Origin of the sequence: Mucilaginibacter gossypii (assembly GCF_017569325.2) — a bacterium.
Taxonomy (GTDB): Bacteria; Bacteroidota; Bacteroidia; order Sphingobacteriales; family Sphingobacteriaceae; genus Mucilaginibacter; species Mucilaginibacter gossypii.
Genome location: NZ_CP071878.2, coordinates 2,350,032 through 2,370,607 on the forward strand (window position 1 = coordinate 2,350,032; position 20,576 = coordinate 2,370,607).

15 protein-coding genes and 1 other RNA gene are annotated in these 20,576 nt (G+C 42.2%); 7 read left to right on the forward strand and 9 right to left on the reverse strand.

All coding sequences use genetic code 11. From position 1 onward, the window contains the following. Positions 1 to 109 precede the first annotated feature (109 nt). A complete protein-coding gene (locus tag J3L18_RS09955; protein WP_243771461.1) occupies positions 110 to 1,552 on the forward strand; it encodes a L,D-transpeptidase scaffold domain-containing protein in 1,443 nt (480 codons plus the stop codon). A 63-nt stretch (positions 1,553 to 1,615) separates the two neighbouring features. On the opposite strand, the gene J3L18_RS09960 is transcribed toward J3L18_RS09955, so the two are convergent. From J3L18_RS09960 to J3L18_RS09970, 3 genes are all read right to left on the reverse strand, one after another. Continuing rightward, positions 1,616 to 2,407 (reverse strand): murein L,D-transpeptidase catalytic domain family protein, encoded by a 792-nt coding sequence (locus tag J3L18_RS09960; protein WP_129568035.1) that lies wholly within the window; start codon positions 2,405 to 2,407, stop codon positions 1,616 to 1,618. A gap of 222 nt (positions 2,408 to 2,629) precedes the next feature. Next, positions 2,630 to 3,208 (reverse strand): nitroreductase family protein, encoded by a 579-nt coding sequence (locus J3L18_RS09965; protein WP_129568036.1) that lies wholly within the window; start codon positions 3,206 to 3,208, stop codon positions 2,630 to 2,632. 70 nt (positions 3,209 to 3,278) lie between these two features. Continuing rightward, positions 3,279 to 5,714: an alpha-ketoacid dehydrogenase subunit alpha/beta gene (locus J3L18_RS09970; protein WP_129568037.1), complete on the reverse strand. Its 2,436-nt coding sequence runs from the start codon at positions 5,712 to 5,714 to the stop codon at positions 3,279 to 3,281. A gap of 136 nt (positions 5,715 to 5,850) precedes the next feature. Between J3L18_RS09970 and J3L18_RS09975 the strand changes: the two genes are divergently transcribed. The 4 genes from J3L18_RS09975 (at position 5,851) to J3L18_RS09990 (ending at position 8,512) form a co-directional block, all read left to right on the forward strand. Further along, positions 5,851 to 6,249, forward strand: coding sequence for a DUF1573 domain-containing protein (locus tag J3L18_RS09975; RefSeq protein ID WP_091168388.1), 399 nt, complete (start codon positions 5,851 to 5,853; stop codon positions 6,247 to 6,249). Positions 6,250 to 6,384: 135 nt separating this feature from the next. Continuing rightward, positions 6,385 to 7,614: a pyridoxal phosphate-dependent aminotransferase gene (locus tag J3L18_RS09980; RefSeq protein ID WP_129568038.1), complete on the forward strand. Its 1,230-nt coding sequence runs from the start codon at positions 6,385 to 6,387 to the stop codon at positions 7,612 to 7,614. 128 nt (positions 7,615 to 7,742) lie between these two features. Further along, positions 7,743 to 8,111, forward strand: a transfer-messenger RNA (tmRNA) gene (ssrA, locus tag J3L18_RS09985). A gap of 257 nt (positions 8,112 to 8,368) precedes the next feature. Next, a complete protein-coding gene (locus J3L18_RS09990; RefSeq protein ID WP_189549063.1) occupies positions 8,369 to 8,512 on the forward strand; it encodes an Arm DNA-binding domain-containing protein in 144 nt (47 codons plus the stop codon). A 422-nt stretch (positions 8,513 to 8,934) separates the two neighbouring features. Here the strand turns inward: J3L18_RS09990 and J3L18_RS09995 are convergent, their stop codons facing one another. From J3L18_RS09995 to J3L18_RS10005, 3 genes are all read right to left on the reverse strand, one after another. After that, positions 8,935 to 10,116, reverse strand: a complete 1,182-nt coding sequence (locus tag J3L18_RS09995; RefSeq protein ID WP_129568039.1) for an MFS transporter — start codon at positions 10,114 to 10,116, stop codon at positions 8,935 to 8,937. A gap of 64 nt (positions 10,117 to 10,180) precedes the next feature. Continuing rightward, the gene (locus J3L18_RS10000; RefSeq protein WP_129568040.1) at positions 10,181 to 10,636 is read right to left on the reverse strand and encodes a heme-binding domain-containing protein; all 456 of its coding nucleotides are present in this window, start codon (positions 10,634 to 10,636) and stop codon (positions 10,181 to 10,183) included. Between the two features lie 9 nt (positions 10,637 to 10,645). After that, positions 10,646 to 11,347 carry a VIT1/CCC1 transporter family protein gene (locus J3L18_RS10005; RefSeq protein ID WP_112652532.1) on the reverse strand — a complete coding sequence of 234 codons (702 nt, stop codon included), beginning with the start codon at positions 11,345 to 11,347 and terminating at the stop codon, positions 10,646 to 10,648. Between the two features lie 237 nt (positions 11,348 to 11,584). Here J3L18_RS10005 and J3L18_RS10010 point away from each other — a divergent pair, with 237 nt between their 5' ends. Continuing rightward, entirely contained in the window at positions 11,585 to 12,067 is a 483-nt protein-coding gene (locus J3L18_RS10010; RefSeq protein WP_091162883.1) for a 5-fold beta-flower protein, read from the forward strand. A gap of 391 nt (positions 12,068 to 12,458) precedes the next feature. Here the strand turns inward: J3L18_RS10010 and J3L18_RS31090 are convergent, their stop codons facing one another. The 3 genes from J3L18_RS31090 to J3L18_RS10025 form a co-directional block, all read right to left on the reverse strand. Continuing rightward, positions 12,459 to 12,692, reverse strand: a complete 234-nt coding sequence (locus J3L18_RS31090) for an integrase core domain-containing protein (protein WP_189549065.1) — start codon at positions 12,690 to 12,692, stop codon at positions 12,459 to 12,461. A 21-nt stretch (positions 12,693 to 12,713) separates the two neighbouring features. Continuing rightward, positions 12,714 to 13,823, reverse strand: coding sequence for a deoxyribonuclease II family protein (locus J3L18_RS10020; RefSeq protein WP_129568041.1), 1,110 nt, complete (start codon positions 13,821 to 13,823; stop codon positions 12,714 to 12,716). Positions 13,824 to 14,111: 288 nt separating this feature from the next. Further along, a complete protein-coding gene (locus tag J3L18_RS10025) occupies positions 14,112 to 16,850 on the reverse strand; it encodes a bifunctional YncE family protein/alkaline phosphatase family protein (protein WP_129568042.1) in 2,739 nt (912 codons plus the stop codon). Positions 16,851 to 17,008: 158 nt separating this feature from the next. Here J3L18_RS10025 and J3L18_RS10030 point away from each other — a divergent pair, with 158 nt between their 5' ends. Continuing rightward, a complete protein-coding gene (locus J3L18_RS10030; protein ID WP_223266087.1) occupies positions 17,009 to 20,398 on the forward strand; it encodes a DEAD/DEAH box helicase in 3,390 nt (1,129 codons plus the stop codon). The last annotated feature ends 178 nt before the right edge of the window (positions 20,399 to 20,576 follow it).

Genomic DNA, 20,576 nt, shown 5'->3' on the forward strand with positions numbered 1-20,576 from the left:
TTTCGTCTATATGATACCTATTCCCTTTAGGAAACACTTTATCCCGATTATACTTTCCACGTGTTTGGTTTTGCCTGCTGTATTACAAAGCTGCAAGAAAAAGCATGAAATGATTGCTGAAGATATGTTCAGGATCACACAAAATGAAATTTTTAAAAAGGCCGATACTGAAGGATACATCCCTGTTTTTAAAAGAGTATTCACAAAATACCGGTCTAAGACTGCCAATCCGCTGGTTATCGAATCGTTTTTCAAAAAGAACGAATACCAGCCACTTCTAGTTATAAACCATTTAAACAATGGCGATCTCGAAGCTTTACCAGAGTATCTTGATAAGATCAATGAACACGGTCTTGATCCAACGGTATATCCATCGGCAGAGATCAAAGCACTTGTAGCCAAACTTAAAGACAAAAAGGCGATAAAAACAATTAATGAAGCCTATGAAACTGTTGCCAAACTTGAGGTGTTAACAGCGGGCGCATTAATAAAATATTCCAATGCCCTGCAATACGGTGTGATCAATCCTAAAAAGATCTACTCGAGATATTTTATGGCCACCCGCCGGCCCGATAGCACAACGATGCTTGCCACTTTAAACCGGGCAGACTTTAAGACATTCCTTGACAGTATCCAACCCAAAAGCCCTCAATATTTAGCGTTGCAAAAAGCATACAGGGACAGTGTAACTATCGAAGGCCTTTCCCGCGAGGAGAGCAAACGCTACTTATTGGTTAGCCTGGAGCGGCTGCGTTGGAGAAATAAACCTTTCGAACCCAAATACGTGATAGTAAATATCCCCGATTTCAGGCTCGACGTTATCGAAGATGGCAAATCGGTTTTAAATATGAAAGTTTGTGTAGGCCAGGGACGAAACATGAAAAACCAAAACACGCTTGAACATTTTGATGATACAGCGAGAGCCGATAAACCTTTTCCGCGAGAAACGCCGATACTGAACAGCCTGATCCATAGCGTTGAGGTAAATCCTATTTGGAATATTCCCCGCAGTATTGCAACAAAAGAGATCATTGTTGAGGCTGCCGACGACCGTTACTATCTCTCAAATAAAAACATAGATGTTTTTAAGGACGGTAAAAAGATTGAGGATCCGGAAACTATCGACTGGTCGCAGGTTACGCCCGACAATCTGGAATACGAGTTTAAACAACGCCCCGGAGAAGACAACTCGCTGGGTAAAATAAAGTTTCTGTTTAAAAACCGCAGCAGCGTTTACCTGCACGATACACCTAATAAAGAAGCATTCAGGCATGCTATGCGTGCAGTAAGTCACGGCTGTGTACGATTAGGTGATCCGCTTGGCCTGGCACAAAACCTATTTGGAGAAGGTGCAGACCTCGATACCATTTCGAAAGATATGGTTGAAGATAAACCGAACCCTACCAATATCGGCTTGCCAAAGAAAACGCCTATTTACATCACCTATGTAACCTGCTGGGCAGATGATAATGGCACCATTCAATACCGCCCGGATGTTTATGGTTTAGATATAGTGCTTTACGCACATCTGCAAAGTTTTTTGGCCAAATAAAAAAAGCCCGGCAAACTTTTCGGTAAGCCGGGCTTCATGATTTGGTTTATAGTTGGGTTGGATTTAAAACTTTGTAAAATTGAATGACGTATCGGTGCTCGCCATTAAGTTAAGCGGCCCCGTTTCATCCAGGTATTTTGAATAGTACGACTCATCGTTTCCATTAATAAATAAAACGGTTTTGCCGGCAATGGTATTGATAACTTTATTAACCACTTTCGGCGATACAGCAGGGCAACCAAAGCTTCTGCCGATATATCCCTGCTCATTGATAGCAGCCGGCCCAACATAATTAGCGCCATGTACAACAATGCTGCGCATACGGGCATTCCCGTTAAAGCCTTCATCCATACCGTCAAGGTATAGTGAACGGCCATGTTTACCATTATAAACCTTATCAGTTACATAAAATCCGAGACTACTTTCATGTGAATCGTTAGCATCCGAAAAATGATTTGCCATTTCCTGACCGCTGCCTGATCCATGTGCAACCCATGTATTGAGCACCAACTGCTTGTTTAACAAATTTATAATCCACATACGCTTTTCACGGCTTGATTTGGAGAAATCAACCACGGTAAGCACCTCACTGCTTTGAGGTACTAAATGTGAAAGCTTTAAATTGGTATAACCAGTAACCGCTTTTTCAAATACGTTGAAAGCTAAACCGGCATCCTTAAGGCGCGCTGCCTCGTATAAATTATTAACGTATTGCTCAAATAGTTCCTTTGTTGTAAACGCTACATTTTTTTTCTTTACACTCACTGATCTATTTGCACCATCCGATCTCCAGCTTAAAATTGTTGCCGAAAGGAAAAAGATCGCCATAGTAACCCACAAAAAATGTTTCCTCATACGCTTGCCTGAGTTTAATTTAATTTTAATTAATTAGGGTATAGTAACAGGGTTTGGATAAAAGGTTAACCTGCCATTAACAGATTAATACAAAAATATACTTTAAAACTTGAAATCCAAATTAGCAATATGATATATTTACTAAAATGAAAATAAATTTAAAAATAAGCAATATTTTAAACTCTTATACGGAGCGAAAAAAGGAAAGGTTATAGATTAAATTTATTTAACCCATTTAATTTTATTTTCAAGCGGAATAGTGCGTTTACCTTCGGGATACTGGTCGGCATAACCAAGATATAATACGCCCATTACATTATCTTCATCCCGCAAATTCAAAAATTCTTTAAAAGTGGGTTTCAAGATAGCACCGCCGGTACTCCAGAAGGAGGCCATATTTAAGGCGGTTGCACCTAAAAGGATACTCTGAATAGCGCTCGACACAGCTGCAACTTCCTCGAACGGCGGTATTTTAGGCAAATCGCCGCGCTGCATTATCGTAATGATTACATGCGAAACTTTGTTGCCAAGGGTTTTCAGGTTATTGTATGCAGCCTCATTAAATTCTTCGGCAGATACACTCTGTTTATAAACTTCGGCATGTTCGGCACAAAACTGATCGGGGTTTTCATAAACAATAAAGCGCCAGGGTTCGGTGAAACCATGTGTCGGCGCCCAGTCGGCAAGTTCCAGAAGTGCAGCGATATGACCATTTGGAGCCTTATGACCATTCATCATGGCTGGTTTTACGGTACGGCGGGTTTTGATATTCTCGGCGACTGTTAAAAAAGTATTGTCCATAAACAGATAAAAAACGGTTGTTGAAAGCGGGATTATGAATCACTGATTTCAACAACCTGTAGTTATGTTATTAATAAATAGCGGGATATTTTGAAGGGTTAGCCTCATTCATCATAGCGTAAACGGTTTCAACAACATCATCAACAGAAGGCTTGCTGAAGTAGTCTCCGTCCGAACCATAAGGCGGTCTGTGTTCTTTTGCGGTAAGCGTTTTTGGCTGGGCATCAAGTGCATAATAGCCATTTTGGCCTTCCATTATCTTTTGCAGGATATAAGCTGAACCCGCTCCCGGTAAATCCTCATCAACTACAAGTAGCTTGCTGGTTTTCTTTAACGAAACAGCACAAATCCCCTCTGTATCAAAAGGGTATAAAGTTTGCGGATCGATAATTTCGATATTGATACCCATTGCTGCAAGCTCTTCCGATGCTTCCTGCACGATGCGCAGCGTTGAACCATAAGATACAACCGTAATATCGTTGCCTTCGCGTAAAACCTCGGCTTTACCAAGCGGTACAGTAAATTCGCCGACATTGGCAGGTAACTTTTCCTTCAAGCGGTAACCGTTCAGGCATTCTATTACCAGCGCAGGTTCGTCGCCCCTTAACAGCGTATTATACATACCTGCTGCCTGGGTCATGTTACGGGGCACACAAATATGAAAGCCGCGCATCGACCCTAGAATAACACTCATTGGCGAACCTGAATGCCAGATCCCTTCTAAACGATGGCCCCGGGTACGGATAATAAGCGGAGCTTTTTGCCCGCCCATAGTACGGTAACTTAAACTTGCTATATCATCACTGATGATGGTTATTGCATAGATCAGATAGTCAAGGTACTGGATCTCTGCAATCGGCCTTAGGCCGCGCATAGCAAGGCCCATACCCTGCCCTATGATACTTGTTTCGCGAATGCCCGTATCTGTAATGCGGATTTCGCCATATTTTGCCTGTAAACCGGCGAAACCCTGGTTAACATCGCCTATCGCACCCAAATCTTCGCCAAATGCAACGATGCTTTTATCGCGTGCAAAATTGGCGTCGAAAGCTGCGTTCAATACTTCTCTTCCGTCCAATAACTTTGCATCATCGTTATAAATAGCGGGCACAACAGGAACATACCGAGGTGATTCAGGAGTTCCGGTAAACAGCTTTGAGTTATAACGTTCCGTATTTTTTGCTTTCTCAACTTTTAACCATTCTGTTAAAAGCTGGCGTTCAACATTATTTTCGGTAGTAGTTAACCGTAATGTTTTGCGGATGGCTGAAAAGATTTCGCGACGCCCGGCATCAATACTGGAGCGCAAACCAACTGATAATGCTGATATTGCTTCTTTTTTACCCGGTACTGTTTCGGCAAAGGCTTCGATCAATGCTGCAGCTTCTTCTATTTCGCTTTTTATTACGACTGCCAATTCATTAGCGGCCTCACGCTGGCATTCGCGTACATACCTTTTCGCTTCAGCTTCAAGCTCTTCCAGTTCTATTTCGGTCGAGATAGCCGATGTAACCATCCACTCGCGCATTTTTAACAAACAATCGTGCTCATCTTCCCAGGTAAGGCGTTCCCTACTTTTATATCGCTCATGTGAGCCCGAAGTTGAGTGCCCCTGTGGTTGGGTCATTTCGGTAACATGGATCAGTACAGGCACATGTTCCTCACGGCAAATATTAATGGCACGCTCGTAAGTTTCACAAAGGGCTATATAATCCCAGCCACGCACTTTAAAGATCTCGTAACCGTTGCTTCCGTTTTCGCGCTGAAAGCCTTTTAATATTTCAGAAATATCTTCTTTGGTGGTTTGCAGGTTCGCTGGCACCGAAATAGCATAAGCGTCATCCCAAATAGAGATGGCCATAGGTACCTGTAGTACACCCCCTGCATTAAAAGTTTCAAAAAACGAACCTTCGGATGTAGCGCCGTTACCAACGCTGCCAAAAGCAACTTCATTACCATTAACCGAAAATTGTTTCAGGTAATCCAGTTCTTTATTTTGGCGATATAGCTTTGACGCGTAAGCTAAACCTAATAAGCGAGGGATTTGTCCGGCAGTGGTTGAGATATCCGACGAACTGTTCATTGTTTCGGCCTGGTTAACCCAACTGCCATCAGTATTTACAAAACGCGTAGCGTAGTGGCAGTTCATTTGTCTGCCACCAGAGGCTGGATCTTTTTCAATATCGGGGTTAGCATATAACTGGGCAAAAAACTCTTTCATATTGCTCATGCCCGTAGCAAACATAAAAGTTTGATCGCGGTAGTAGCCCGCGCGCCAGTCGCCGGCGCGGAAAGCCTTGGCCATCGCCAGTTGCGCAACCTCTTTACCGTCGCCGAAAATACCGAACTTTGCCTTGCCCGTTAGCACTTCCCTGCGGCCTATTAAACTGGCCTGACGGCTCTCATAACCAATGCGGTAATCATCAATAACAATCTTCTTGAAATCATCAAAACTGAGCTCGGCAGTATTAAATTTACTGGTAGCGCGTGTTGTAGTTTCAGGCATATAAAATTCTGTTTAGACGGTAAAAGTATAAAATTCTATTCTGTATTAAGCAAACTAACAGATAAAACCCCGAGTTTGAGTAATAGTTTTGTAATTACATTAAACCTTTTATATTTGTAATAATCAAATATAACGTATGAAAAAGATATTAATGATTTGCGCTGTAATATTAGGCTTTGCCTTCACCGCATCAGCACAAGATAGCGGAAAAGCTGAGTTTAAATTTAACGAAGAAAAGCATGATTTTGGTAAAATACCACAAGGCACTCCCGTTACTACTGTGTTTGAATTTACCAACATTGGTAAAGAACCGCTTATTTTAACAGAAGTAAGGCCAACCTGCGGCTGCACCATCGCCGATTACACTAAAACACCGGTAAAAAGCGGTGATAAAGGCATGATCAAGATCACTTACAATGCTGCTGCTGCTGCTCCGTTTAACAAAACTATCGTAGTTAAATCAAACGCAGTAACACCCGAAAAATATTTGAACATTGTTGGTGAAGTAGTAGCTAAACCCGCGGCGAGCAAATAACTGATTACATGCTTGATATATCCCGTATATCAACCGGGATATTAAAAAATAATATTTAAAAGACCCGGTTTCGGGTCTTTTTTCGTTTACAAAGGTTTTACAAAACAGTATTTTGATTTTTAGTAATTTTGCAGGATGCCAAAAATATCTGAAAAAGGGCAACGGATGCCCGCATCACCGATAAGAAAATTAACACCTTACGCTGATAAAGCTAAGCAGGATGGAAAAAAGGTGTATCATCTCAACATCGGCCAACCCGATATTGCTACACCCGAAGGCATGCTGAATGCCATTAAAAATATTGATTTTAAGGTTTGGGCTTATACCCCGAGCGAAGGTACATTAAGCTATCGCAAAAAGCTTACTGAATATTATAACAAGCTGGATTATAATATTACTCCCGAGGATATTATTGTTACCACTGGAGGCTCAGAAGCAATTACTATTGCCATGATGGCCTGCCTTGATTCGGGCGGTGAAGTGATCATCCCTGAACCTTTTTATGCCAATTATAATGGATTTGCAAGCCAGGGCGATGTTGTGGTTAAGCCTATATTGTCATACATTGATAATGGTTTCGCGCTCCCTCCTATCAGCGAATTTGAAAAGCTAATAACGCATAAAACCAGGGCCATCATCATATGCAATCCTAACAACCCTACCGGGTATTTATACTCAAAAGAAGAGATGGAAGCATTGAAGCAATTGGTTTTAAAGCATGACCTGTACCTGTTTTCGGACGAAGCTTACCGCGAGTTTTGCTATGATGGCCGTTCATTTATATCACCGATGCACATGGATGGGCTTGAAGAAAACGTTGTAATACTGGATACAGTAAGCAAACGCTATAGCGCGTGCGGTGCCCGGTTAGGATGCCTGATCACTAAAAATAAAGAGTTGCGTGCCACAGCTTTAAAATTTGCCCAGGCCCGTTTAAGCGCAGGCATGGTAGAACAAATTGCAGGCGAAGCTGCCGTTGATACTCCGGATAGGTATTTTGAAGCTGTAAATAAAGAATATACCAGCAGGCGTAACACACTTGTTAGTGCATTAAACAAAATGGATGGCGTTTATTGCCCTAATCCCGGCGGGGCTTTTTATGTGGTTGCCAAACTGCCTATTGACAATGCCGACAAGTTTTGCCAATGGATGCTTGAATGCTTCAGCCTCAACAACGAAACTGTGATGATGGCCCCTGCCACCGGCTTTTACAGCACACCGGGCGCGGGACTCAATGAAGTGCGTATGGCATACGTTTTAAATAACAACGAGCTTGAAAAAGCGATGATTTGTTTGGATGAAGCATTGAAAGTTTATCCGGGCAGGACGGTTAGCAGTGAGCAATTATCAGTTGGCAGTTTGTAACAGGCGGTTGCAGCAGGCAGTCGCTTAATTTATAAATGGGAAAACCACTGCTTAAAACTGCGAACTATTTCCGTATATTTGTAACGGCTTTACTGCAACTGCCTACCGGCTAATACAAACTAAAAAATGGGGTCGACCGGAATTGACAGGATGGAGATAAGTAGGTAAGCATGCAGCGCGTTGGGTGAATTAGCGCTTTAATCTGAACGCTCAAACTTACAAATGGCGAAAATAACTACGCCTTAGCTGCCTAATTTAGAATTAGCATAGCTTTTGTCCCGCCGGTTTTCCGTTTCATCGGATCGGCAACCGGGGCATCGAAAGATGAAACTGGCCTGCTTAGGGTGTGATAAGCGGGTAAGATAAAGCACCTAAGGAAGACGGTACAGGTAAGCGGCTGACCTTCCCCTTCCCTACAATTAAACAGAAGCTAAGCATGTAGAAAGCTTACCTTATACCATGTTTGGACGAGGGTTCGAATCCCTCCGGCTCCACCAGAAGGGATTTTCTCAGGAAAATCCCTTTTTTTTATACAAAAAAGCTGCCCCTTGAGACAGCCTCTTTCTGTTTTTAGACCTCACCAAACTAAACCAATCAATCGCTTTATTCTAGTACCCTGTAGGTGACCTTTTTCAAGGTAATCTTACTGGTTACCGGAATCCTTATAAGTCACTTTTATTGAGAATTTTCAGTATTAAACGTCTTGATTTCAGCAGGATATGTAATTAATTTCATTCACTTAAGCGCTTCAACGATGAACAAAGCATTTAACCTTCTCTTTTATGTAAAGAGATTAAAAACAAATGCCAAAGGCCTCGCCCTCATTTACCTGCATATTACTGTTAATGGCGTGTACATCGAAATCTCCTCTAAACGTTATATCAATCCCGACAAATGAAATACAAATGGACAAAAGTTAACCGAAGATAGCGAAGAAAAAAAGCCCATAAATGCCTACCTGAAAACTTTAGAACACAAGGTGTATGATGTTCACCGGGATATGACAGGGCGAAAGTTGTTCATCACCACACCAAATTTGAAAGACAGATCTCTTGGTGGCAAACCTTCACCTGACAAAAAGCAGGTATCTATATTTCAGGAACGCAACCGGCAGGTTGCCGCGCGGTAGATTTCTACAATTCATTAGGCAATGGCAGGAACTGATGTTACGGACCATCAGTGAGTTAACGTAAGATGATCTATAAGAATTTGAACAATACTGTTTCTTAGTTGGACAGATCATTTAAGAAGTTGATTTTCAATTGACTGTGCAATTTCAACTACACGATAGCAAGAGGAAAGAATCCGTTAATATATACCTTACCCAACAGCTTTCCAAGGTTCAGCCATGGCCCGTGAAAGATAAAAAGCAACAATCAGCGTCATTAAAGCTGAAACTGTAAATGCAGGCCCGGCCCCGAACCGGAACCATAACCAGCCGGTAAGTGTGCTGGCCAACATTGTGCAGATGCTTTGGAATCCTGTATAAGTTCCAATGGCGGTTGCTGTATCGTTCTTTTCAGTGATATTGCTTATCCAAGCCTTAGATATACCTTCAGTCGCGGCCGCATACAGGCCATACATAAAGAATAAGAGGCCATACCAGTACCAAACCCCGGTCACCGTCATGCCGCTATACACCACCACAAAAAGTAGTAGTCCGGTAATAAATACTTTCTTCAGGCCTATCCTGTCTGCCAGTATACCAAGCGGAAAAGCTGCAATAGCGTACACTATATTGTAAAAAATATACACCCCTATTGTGGCCGTGTCACTTAGTCCGGCCTGCTTTATCCTCAACAGAAGGAATACATCAGAACTGTTGAACAAAGTAAACATCAATAATCCGCCAACCAGTTTTCGGTAACTGGCGGGGCTGGTTTTCCAGTATTGTAAAAAAGAGAAAAATGAAACTGTAGCCTTATTCTCTTTTGGCTTTGCTTTGCTGTCTTTTAAAAAAAATGACAAGCCTATAGCCAATACTCCGGGAATAAATGCCAGCAGGAACAGAGGGCGATAACTGGTAGGATAAACATATAAATACAATAATGCCAGCGAAGGGCCGGCCACAGCTCCTATTGTGTCCATCGAACGATGAAAGCCAAACACACGACCCTTTGTATCTGGCGTGGCTTCATCAGACAACAGGGCATCTCGTGCACCGGTTCTTATTCCTTTTCCCAGGCGGTCAACTGTGCGGGTAAGAAAGATCCATACCGGAAAAATAGTTACGGCCATCAAGGGTTTTGACAAAGCGCTTAACGTATAGCCCATGCGGATTAATGGGGCACGTCTTCCGCTACTGTCAGACACCTTTCCAAAATAACCCTTGCTCAATCCTGCGGTAGCCTCGGCAATCCCCTCTAATATGCCAATTAATAATACAGAAAAGCCTATACTCTTCAGATAAATGGGCATAATAGGATAAAGCATCTCACTGGCAACATCCGTCAGCAAACTTATAAAAGAGAGAATCCAGACAGTCCGCGTTAAAAGTTTCATGTAGGTCTATTATCCGGGATATATAAATAACACTTCCATTGGGTAGATGCCGATTGCTCAGCTGTTAATTCAATGTACCCTTCAGGCTATCGGCCCAAGTAATAAGCCTTTGCTTTTCGACCTGTGAAAGAACGGCATTGCGATGAATTACTGTATATATGCCCATTGGCATTTCTCCCTCCTTCACCTCTTTGGAAAGATCGCTTAACTTATGCCGTTTTTGGGAAAGGCTATAGTTGTTAAATTCGTCGAAATTAATTTCCTCCTTACCTTCATTAACGTCATGTGCAAGCAGCCAGGCCACCGGCTGGATGTTATTATACCAGGGATAATAGGTATTGTTTGAATGGCAATCGTAACAGCTCCGCTTTAGCACAACCTGAACATCCTTAGGCACGGTATAGTGTTTATCTATGCCATTGGCATACGGCCCGGAAGAAATATTTTTCTTTAGGTGGATGAATTGGATTGCGACCAGTATCACCAATAGCGCAAGGAGTATTTTTTTTATTGCTTTCATAATGTATGCCTAAATTTTCACACCAAATAAATAACCGACTATTGCAGATAGTCCCATCGCCAGTGTTCCCCATATCGTGATGCGTAAAATTGCTTTACCAATGTTTGAACCTCCGGTTCTTGCTGCTATGGCACCCAATATGATTAGGAAAATAATCGTGAACCCATACAGGTAATATTCCATTTGTTTGACTGGAGAAAGCAGGATCACCAGCAGTGGCAGCACACCGCCTGCTGTAAAAGACGCCCCGGACGCTAATGCAGCTTGTATTGGTTTGGCCTGACTGATCTCATTAATTCCAAGTTCATCACGGATGTGCGTGCCTAGTGCGTCTGCTTCCGTCAATTCCTTTGCCACCTGCATGGCAGTTTCTTTTTTCAGTCCCCGTTTCTCATAAATCTGCGCCAGTATCCTGAGCTCATCTTCCGGCATCTCCCGGAGTTCCATCTCCTCGCGTTTTATGTCCGCCTTTTCTGTGTCCGTCTGCGAACTAACGGAAACGTATTCGCCTGCGGCCATGGACAACGCACCTGCAACCAGGCCGGCAACTGTAGCCAAAACAATAGGCTCTCTGGTACTACTTGCTGCCGCAACGCCGATCGCAAGACTCGAGATGGAGATGATCCCGTCGTTGGCACCTAAAACTGCAGCCCGCAGCCAGTTACTCCTATGGATATAATGGGATTCCAGGTAATTATCTATCGTTAACATAAATGATGATTAAAGTGTTACGAATTAACGGAAACTATATCGCATTTTTCATGACCAATATTTGTACAATAAATGACAGTTAACAGCCTCCGGAGTAATTTACCCAGATAGTTATCAACGTGATTGAAAGAAAAGCAACAAAATCAAATACCTTTTATGAGCAATATCATTTTTTACAACGTTGGCAGTCATACTTTTAACGATGGGTGGTTGCTTTCTTTGTAAAAAACTCTCATCATGAAAAAGCTAAAACACCTACTCACCGTTGCGGCAATTATAGTGTTTGCGGCGGGTGCATTTGCTCAAAAAGCAAAAGATTCAACCAAGTATAATTTTATCACCATTGATGGCAAAGGCGGTATACATAACCACGCCGGTACAAAACTTGGTTACATCACCAAAGACAACATTGTTAATGACAACCAGGGCCACAAATTGTATTTTATCGACCGCGACGGCAACGTTATAGATGCCAAAGGCAACAAGCTCGGCAAGGCTGCAAAAAACGGCAATTATTACAACAATAATGGCGAAGAAATATTGCAGCTAAAGAACGTTGACGAAGCAAAATGTGAGATACTTGACCCCAAAGGTCATAGCTGGGGCTATGCTCACCGAAACTATAAGCTTCACGCTTGCGCTGCACATTGTTTTTTCCTGGAAAAGAAAAAGTTGGAAGAAGCAAAAAGAGATTCGTTGGCTAAGAAAGGTAAGAGCTAATTAAATCCCATTTCAAGGTGAAAAGAGTTTATCAACGACATCCATAGCCCTGTTACCACCCTGAACTGAACCGATGCGCCTTGAACCACCACTGCAAGAATCATCCCCAACGTGTCAGCTATGATATGCCTTTTTATCCCTTTTATCCTTTTTTTGCATCAAAACCTTTGCTTTCACACTTACAATGTAACCCTCCCTTAGTTCGGACTGGTGTTTGTAGACTTATTGATTCAAAAATATAATTATCATTGTTGTTGTAACCGTTGAGATATTGAAAACTCGATCGAGTTTCCAATATCTCAACGGTTTATCAGCTTATACAGATCAGGAGTTATGTGTCGCAGTGCTTCATGCGGCCTACGGTAATTGTGATCTTCCATCCATTCATCGGTTAAAACCATACCTGATGAATATCTTTAAATAGGTAAGCATCCAAGATGTTTCCCCTAAAGTTTCTGTTAAAGCGTTCGATATAGCCGTTGGGCATTAGCTTGCCTGGCTGTGTAAATTGAACTGTAAAATCCTTACCCTCACACCAATCCTTGAACCCTTTGCTGTTGAATTCGGGCCCATTATCTACCCTCATACATTTTGGTTTACCTTGCTCACGAATAGTTTGCTCCAAGATCTGTGTTACTCTTATTGTTTACTGTTGTTCCCTCAATGGTGCTTCGGCATGAAGATGATGTGTTTTTTGGATCAGCACGTGAGCTTCGGTCCTGTTATGCCCCGGAGGCGCTAAAAGCAAACTTGTTTTGGATAAACCCGACCATAAGGTTTGATTTTGAAATGCAATTGTACAGCCGCCGCGCCTTCTTTGCGAAATCATGCGGTTGATATCGCCAACACAAACCCAGGGGTCATGCAATGTGACTCCCCATTTGGCATGGTCATGTGTTTCGGGCCAGGCCCAGTGTGCGCCCATGAAACCTAAATTGATATACTTGATATCAAAAGTTTTATGAATACCATCGCTATCAGCGATAGGAGGAATAGGACCGCGGATCCAGGTTTCAATGTCTAAATCATCGTTTAGGATAGGCCCTACCAATTCGTTCCAAAAATCTTTATTCCATTCACGGTTCTTGGCTATAACTTTGAATGACATACCGCCAATAGACTTTAAATCAATGGAGTCGCCCAAAGCAATCGGGTGGCTCGCCAAAGGCTGTGTCAGCGAATGCAACTCGGCAGTTGCGGGCAGATTAGCGGTATTATGAAGATAGATTTGCGGCTCCTGGTGGTTCAGCATCTGTTTGGCAATAAGATTAGCGGTATCCAAATCCAATGAAATGCACAAATAGGTTTGCCCGTATTTGGGAGTAGGATCTTTGATGGCACCAGGGTCTGCAAATTTCGGCCATGAGTGAAGTAACCAAAATGCAGTTTTAGATTCGGTATCAAATGCCAATACTCCCTTAGTATGCCCTTTGGTGCCATCATCATGTTTATTGGCACTTTCGGGCATCTCGTCATTATAAAGAACCCATCCGGTACTCGGAGCCGGTGATTTAATGTTTTTGAATACGGAGTCCATAGTCAGGTTGAGTGCTCCTTTATCGCCATTCAAAACATTGGGAGACTTGGTAATCGTCCTTTTTCGGGCGTCGGTATTGGCATCGATAGTTGAGTCGTAATAAACATATTCGTACCCTGTAGCTTTGTCATTACCCACACCTCCGTCAAGTTGAGGAACTTTGTAGATAAACCACCAGTCGACTGGTGCGCCGTTCTCATCAAGCGCAGAAATTTTCATAACTTTTTTGGTTAGGTTGAAAAATTAATTGATTAATTGTTTGCAGGCGTTGACGAGGTTTGCAATAAAGATAAAATAATATCGTGCATAAATGACCACGTAATTTCACGGAATTTTCAGAAGAGTTTCCCGTATTTTTACGCATAAAACAATTAATCGATCAATAGAAATTTAAGGCAATCAGGTATAAAAAACTCGCTATCTGGTTAAGAAAGCGAGCTCTAAGCATCCATATAATATGATACAGATGACCTGTGGAAGCGAGATTAAACCCAGCTATTTTCCCGATCAATCATCATCGTCTTGATCTTTGCCCGCCAGTTTAGCGGGATAAGCTTTTTTACCCTTAGCCGCAAACCAAAGTATCCTGTTCATCACATCATCATTACCACCGTCAATATGATCGTATTCAGGTCTTGATGATAATTGTGCAAAATGCAATGCAGAACCTTTGAGCGCAGAAAAAGGCTGGTTGATTTTATTGAGCGGAACCCTGTTTTTTAAACTGGTATAAGTGCATGCAGATGGATTGCCGGTAAAGCAATCAAACATAGGTAATGCAGTAGCATCGATGATATTCATTGGTGGTAAGCCCAATATTTGCTCAATAGAACGCACTATACAGGTTTGATTATAGTTTTTGCTCACCTTATGCTGTAACCTGCTATACTGACTAATCACAAACCCTGTAGTACGATATGCAGATACATGGTCCCACCCTGCCTGTGAATCATCTTCGGTGACAAATATTACCGTATTTTTCCAAAAACGACTTTTTGAGACTGCTTCAACTATACGGCCGAGCGCCAGGTCATTATCAGCTACCATAGCGTCAGGTGTCGGGTAGCCTGGCTTGGTGCCTACAGTATGATCGGCCGATAGGGCCATGATCATCAGTTGCGGTAACTGGTCGCCGGGCTTTTGCTCATATTCATGAAGCTCTTTAATAAAAGCGGTGGCCCGTAACTGTTCATTAATCTTATGCTCGTCGGATCCCGGGAAGTTTTGTGACAGCATTGGCCTCACCCGAGAAATAGTGCTGGTGTTTTTAAATGCGAATGGTTTACCTGCTGTGTAATTGTTATAAATATCGCTCCAGCTTAACTTATCATCAAAATGCACGGCACAGGCTTCACCGTAAATTCTGACCGTTTTGCCATGATCGGCGGCATTATTCCAGATAAAACCGTTCCCGTCATAAACTAAGGCGTCCTCCTGCACATGCGGATAACTTCTAAACCAGGAGCGTACACTTTTTTCAACATAATCGGTTACCATAGCGGCATCAGTCCATTGGTGCCCTTCGGCAGAGCATTTTCCTGAGGCATAATAATTATCAAGCAATAAAAAATTGCGCGCCAAATTATGCTGATTAGGAGTAACACTATCACCATAAATACAAAGCGATTTATTGCCTTCACCTTCAGGCATATCGCCCAAAACCTGGTCGTATGTACGGTTTTCCTTGATAATATAAAGTACGTGATTAAAAACCGAAGGCTCGCCAATACGCTCTGGTATGGGTTTAGGCGCAATATTTTTGCGGGGCAGCAGCTGCGCTATCTGCTGCCGGAAACTCAGGTTTAGATTTTGGACTTTTTGAGTATACTGTTTTAGCAAAGCATCATCCGGAATAGTTATTATTGATACGGTAGCTTTTGAATGGTGCGAGTTATAAGCCGTACCATCTGCTCCCGAGGGTAAATCACCTTTTAACTTGCTTTTACCTATCTCGTCGGTACCTAATCTTGAGCCCTCTCCTTCCAGATTGGTTACAAATAAATTATTACCGTCAACAGCCAGGCCTCCAGGGTATGCTTCCGTTGGAATAAAGCCTTTCACTTCGTTAGTGCCGGTTCCTTTAAGAGATGTTTTACTACCCAATTTTACCATGGCCACAGCGTTATCCAAACCATTTGCTACATAAAGTATAGTACCATCGGCATTAATGGCTAAGGCATTGGGCGTATCACCTATATAACTCTTTTTGCCAGGATTTAATTTAACATCAATCGCTGCTATATTTTGTAATGAACTTGTTGAAATTACCGATACCATGTCACTATTCCCATTCGCTACATAAACAAAATCTTCATCTGCACTGTTGACAATGGCATTAGGATGCAGTCCCACAGTAATTTCCTTGATCACATCTCCCTTAGCCAAATCCATAACCATTACTGTACCCTGCACTGTTGCCCCGGTTTTGGGATCGACGTAAGCATTACCATAGGGTACACCCGCTGTTTCACGCTTCAATGTATCAATAGCTTGCGGGCCGGCCCAGTTAGTTAAAAATATCTTGCCCTTTGCTATCGTCAATCCATAAGGTGCAACACCGGTCGATCTTGTCCAAACGGTTTTATTATCAGTTAAATTAATCTTTACCAGTTGATTATTCCCGTTTAAAACTACATATAAGTAATTTATGCTGTTTTCTTTATTGATGGCTAAATCGTTAGGTAATGCCAATGGCGATTCACCTTCAGCTTTAAAATTGAAAGTGTTTTGTATGCTGATGTTGCCATCTTTCCAGATAGCCTGGAAAACGTATGATTTTGAATCCTTACCCTTGCCTGCTGCAGCACTCCAATATATTTGAGTTTGATTGTCAATATTCACAACTTTTAAGCCGGAGTAAGTGCTTGTAAGTTCGCGATAGCGGGGATCTTGTTTATAAGTCCAGCGGTTGGAAACTTTCTTAGCTACAGTATCGATTATAGTAAGCCCATACCGGTCTTCGACAGCGATAAACCTGGTGCCGGGGATCAGCCTTACGTCCATGCTATGATTTTCGTCGGATGCATCGCCAAATGATATCACTGTTCCTGCCGGATCGATAATACGGTTGTAGGGCATTAAAATCGGCAATATATGGCGATTTAGTGTGCTGTCGTCATAAGCGCTATGCATATTAACCTGTTCATTATCGGAGGCTTGCTTATTGCCCGAAACGGTGTGGCATGCATAAAGGAAAAAAGAGATTGCTAATATGGGTAGATGCGATAGTAATTTGGAATACTTCATAGTACTGAACTAAGTGGCTAAATTAAGGCAGATACGTTTACTAAAGATAAATATTTGATAAAGAATATAATTGTTACATAGTTCACGAAAATGCGTTGGTGATTGTCTTCTTTTATATAATTGTTATGATATTTACCCGGTAACACATCAATGTACGAGTGATCAGGATAATCAGCTACCAGGAAGGCGAAAGCAACCATAATGTCATCATCAAAGGCGCAGCCATAACCGACCTTAGCGAAAGTGTTATTGCTGCTCACGCAGCCGTCAGCATTTATTTTGACAACCAAAGTTACAGGCAAATACTGGCCAAACATTTGGAAATTAACCACGGGGCTTTTACCAATCAGTCGGGTACGGTTGCCTTCCCCGAGGTAATCATTACCAGTCATGAAGGGCAGCTGGCACTTTCGTGCGGGTGCCATGCCACAGGTAATAAACTGTGCGAGCACCAGGCACAGGTACTATCGGCAATAACACAGCGTGATGAGTTTAGGGTGTTTTTTGATGATGAACTACGGCATACAAAACTAAAAAAAGCAGCGGTCGATTACGGGCTTGAAGAAGAGCCTGACCTGGACAAGTTTTTTGAGGTAAGACCATTGTCTAAAAATTTCGAAATAGTCCCCCGCTCCGCCGCGTTAACAGCCATTACTAAAGAAAGCCTTGCAAATTTGCAAGGTGTTATAGTTAATGACGTTTCCGAACCGGTTGGGCACGCCGGCGAGGACACCGATAAAACAACCTGTATCGTGCTGAAACAGCATAAATATTATAAATATTTATTTATTGAACTATACACCGCACAAAGCACCAAAGATGGAAAAATCAAGAACCCGCTGGTGCCTATAGCTCCTTTAGAGCTGATCTGGGAAACGAATGACGCACAGCAACTCAAATTCTTTACCGGGGTACACAAGTTTCAAAATCATATAAACACGCAAATAACCGCCGCCGATATTGCTGCACTAAAGGCTATCGTTAAAAACCCGTTGGCCTACAGTTTCTACGCGCATGACAACACCGTTTCAGACAACGTAACAGCTGGCTCAATAAATCCTGTATTGGTTAAGAATTTAAAAAGTGATATCGAGCTGAAAGTAAATACCTGGGATGATTTTTATGAAATAAGCGGCATTTTAAACATTGATGGTTTGCAGTATAATGTTAAGGATCTTGATATCAGGTATACCTATTTTATCGGCATAGGCAATACGCTTTATCTTATTGAAAGCCTACAGGTATTAAATATCCTCGACCTTTTGAAAAAGAAACAAGGCAGCCTGCAGGTACATAAGAGTAAGTTTGCAGAATTAAAATCACATTTGCTTAACAAACTGGAAAACAAGCTTCTTATCGACTATACTTACATTAAACCTGCAACACAGGAGCAAATAAAAAAAGAAGGCTTTGATCAGCCTGCCGAGAAGATCATTTATCTGTCGGACTTTGGCGCACATGTCATGATCATACCTGTGCTGCGTTATGGTGAGGCCGAGATACCGATTCGCACGCAAAGGCAGATCTACGGAACCGACGAAAAAGGCAACCAATTTTTAGTTAAACGGCGCGATGATGAGGAAATAGCCTTTACAGCCCTGCTTGTAAAACTCCATCCTTATTTTAACGAACAATTGGATAACGGCCTTGATTACTTTTATCTGCATAAAAGGCATTTTTTAGATGAGGAGTGGTTTTTAAACGTATTTGACGAATGGCATTACCACAATATCGAAATACTCGGCTTTAACGAACTGGAAGGCAACAAGCTGAACCCTCATAAAGTAAAGATTACTATCAACGTAGTGAGCGGGATCAACTGGTTCAATACAGTTATCGATATAAAATTTGGCAAAAAAAGGGCTTCGTTAAAACAGGTTCACCAGGCTGTAAAAAATAAAAGCAAGTACGTACGCCTTGATGATGGAACCCGGGGAATTTTGCCCACCGAATGGATAGAGAAATTCACCGATTATTTTAATTCGGGAGAGATTGCTGATGATGACACGCTGCATACTTCAAAAAGTAATTATACTGCTATACAGCAATATTACGACGAGGAAATGCTTGACGAGGACGTGCGAAACGAGCTTGCGATATACAACAGAAAACTTACCGGTACCGACACCATTGATGAAGTACCGGTTCCTCCCGGATTAAACGGAACGCTTCGCGCTTACCAGCGCCAGGGCTTAAACTGGTTAAATTTTTTAGATAACCTTAATTTTGGTGGCTGCCTTGCCGATGATATGGGTCTGGGTAAAAGCATTCAGGTGATAGCATTTGTACTTTTGCAGCGAAGTAAAACAGAAAACAACACTAACCTTATTGTAGTGCCCACCTCGCTCCTGTTTAACTGGCAACAAGAGGTACAAAAATTTGCGCCTTCAATCCGCATCCATGCCATTTACGGTGCTGAACGGCTTAAACATACCAAACACCTGCACCAGTATGAGATAGTGCTTACCTCCTACGGCACATTACTGTCAGATGTTAATTTTCTAAAGGATTTTAATTTCAACTACGTTTTTCTCGACGAATCGCAAAATATAAAAAATCCCGAATCGCAGCGTTACAAGGCTGTAAGGCTCCTAAAATCGCGCAATAAAATTACTATAACGGGTACCCCGATAGAAAATAATACATTCGACTTGTATGGTCAACTTTCATTTGCCTGCCCCGGTTTATTGGGGAGCAAACAATATTTCAAGGATATTTATGCTGTTCCAATCGATAAATTCAAGGGTAGCAAACGCGCGGCCGAACTACAGGAAAAAGTAAAGCCTTTTATACTTCGACGTACTAAACAGCAGGTTGCAACAGAACTGCCCGAGAAAACCGAAATGGTGTTGTATTGCGAAATGAAGCAGGAGCAGCGCCATATTTACGACTCATACGAAAAAGAATTCAGAGAGTACATTTCGGCCACAACAAACGAAGAGCTAAAAAAGAGCTCGATGAACGTATTAAAAGGGTTAAACAAATTGAGGCAGATCTGCGACTCGCCGATGCTCATAAAAGGCGAGAAAATGCCGGGTGATGCATCGGCCAAATTGGAAACGCTGATTGAAGAAATAGAAAGCAAAAAACACCAGCATAAGATCCTCGTATTTTCGCAGTTTGTTTCCATGCTTGATCTTATCCGCAAGGAATTGATATCCCGCGAGATTCGCTTCTCGTACCTCACCGGTCAAACCCGCAAACGGGAGCAAGTGGTTAATGAGTTTCAAAACGATCCCGGCATCAGGGTGTTCCTCATTAGCCTAAAAGCTGGTGGTACCGGTCTTAATTTAACAGAAGCAGATTATGTTTACCTCGTCGACCCGTGGTGGAACCCGGCTGTCGAAAACCAGGCTATAGACCGCTGCCATCGCATAGGGCAGGATAAAAAAATTGTGGCAGTAAGACTCATTTGCCCCGGCACTATCGAAGAGAAGATCATGGTGATGCAGCAATCAAAAAAGGATATCGCCAATAGCCTGATCAGGCCCGACAGCGCTGCTACAAGTTCATTGTCAAAAGATGACCTCCTTGATTTATTGAATTAGTTAATCATTGTTGAGCATTCAAGCTACCCGTCGCTATTGCATTTTAGATTTTCGTAACCACGGGATGACTAAAAAAGTAACAATAACGTGAGCAACTAATGACAGGCCGAAAGTAAAAAGCACGATATATGATCTCCTCATCCAGGTATTAAAATAATCAAGGAAGGCCGACCGGTTT